The following is a 1563-nucleotide window of genomic DNA, read 5'->3' as shown; positions in this document are numbered from 1 at the left end:
GGGGCCTGTCCGGGGCGGGTGCGGCCCCGCCACGCCGAACCGCTCGCCCCGGCCGGCCCCGCCACCACAACCGCGTCGCCCTTCGCACGGGTTTGCGACCAGGCCCGCCACCACGTCTTGGCCGCCGAGTTCGATCGCGACTCGCGAACCCGCGTCGCGGCGGCCCGCACGAGGGTCGTCCGGTCACGCCACTCACGAACCGCCGAACTGCCCGGACGCCGAACTGCCCGAACGCCGACTGGTCGAACGCCGACTGGTCGAACGCCGAACGGTCGAACGGCCGACCCGCCGAACCGAGTGCTTCCCCCTACCCCTACCCCTGCCCACCCGCCCCGGCGCCGCGGTGCCGCGGCGCCGCGCGGTGTGGGCGCGGGTGTGGTCGGGGAGGTCAGGCGCGCTTCGCCGTACCGGCGGTGCGCTTGGTGGCGGCGGTCGCGCGGCCCGGTCCGGAGCGGCCTGCCGCCGAGGTGGTCTTGCGGGCGGTCGTCTTGGCCGTGGTCTTCTTCGCGGTGCTCTTCGTCGGGGTGGTCTTCTTGGCGGTGGTCTTCTTTGCCGTGGTCTTCTTCGCCGGGGTCGCCTTGGCGGTGGCCTTCTTGGCCGTGGTCTTCTTCGCCGCAGGGGCGGCGGTCGTCTTGGCCGTGGTCTTCTTGGCGCCGGTCGTCGACGAAGTGACCTTGCGGGTGGCCTTCTTGGCGACGGCCTTCGTGGCCGTCTTCTTGGCGGTGGTCTTCTTGGCCGCCGCCTTCTTGGCCCCGGTCGTCGTGGTGCCGGTGAGGGTGCCCGCCGGGGCCTTGGCGATGGACAGGCCGCCGCCGCGCGGGAGCTTCTTGGTGCCGCCGGTCAGCTCCTTGAAGCCCTGTCCGGGGCGGAAACGCGGCACGGAGGTCTTCTTGACCCGAACGCGCTCGCCCGTCTGAGGATTGCGGGCGTAGCGGGCGGCACGGTCGACCTTCTCGAAGGCGCCGAACCCGGTGACCGACACCCGCTCCCCGGCGACGACCGCGCGCACGATCGTGTCCAGTACCGCGTCGACGGCCGCTTCGGCCGCCACCCGCCCGCCGACCTGGTCGGCGATCTTCTCCACCAGCTGAGCCTTGTTCACGAGGGTGCCTTTCGTTGTAACGACGTTGGTCGTCGTCGCGTGCGTCCCGTCCCGCGAACGGCGTATGCCGGTCGAAGGACTCGAGCCCGAATGCCCAAAACGGAACGATGGTAATCCGTTGGGCAAACGGCAATTCGGGTGCAGACGACACGGTCCGGGCCGAGTTCACCCGGTTCGGCCTACGAAATCCACTGAAACGGCCCGCATTTGGACCCTCGCGAACCCCCGAAAGGGCGCCTCGGGCGGCGCAACCACCCCGATTTTTCCCAGCCGTTCGGCCGACACGGCCCACGCTGTCGGCCGAATACCGCCGACCCCCGGCCCAGCAAGGGCGTTCGGTGCCCGGTCGTGCCGGCTCAGGACGCCGCGGGCCGTCCCGGCGGGCTCGAAGAAGCCCCGTACGCAGGGGCATCGAGCAGTTGCGCGGCCAGCGACAAGGCGCCCCGCAGCGCGGCGTCCTG

At 71.7% G+C, this 1563-nt stretch carries 1 protein-coding gene; it reads right to left on the bottom strand.

Features of this window, described 5'->3' with window-relative positions; genetic code table 11:
* Positions 1-388 precede the first annotated feature (388 nt).
* The gene (locus tag GT354_RS40265) at positions 389-1102 is read right to left on the bottom strand and encodes an HU family DNA-binding protein (protein WP_161361447.1); all 714 of its coding nucleotides are present in this window, start codon (positions 1100-1102) and stop codon (positions 389-391) included.
* Positions 1103-1563 lie beyond the last annotated feature (461 nt).

Origin of the sequence: Streptomyces sp. SID3343, from assembly GCF_009865215.1 — a bacterium.
Classification (GTDB): Bacteria; Actinomycetota; Actinomycetes; order Streptomycetales; family Streptomycetaceae; genus Embleya.
This window is presented reverse-complemented; position numbering and strand designations above follow the sequence as displayed.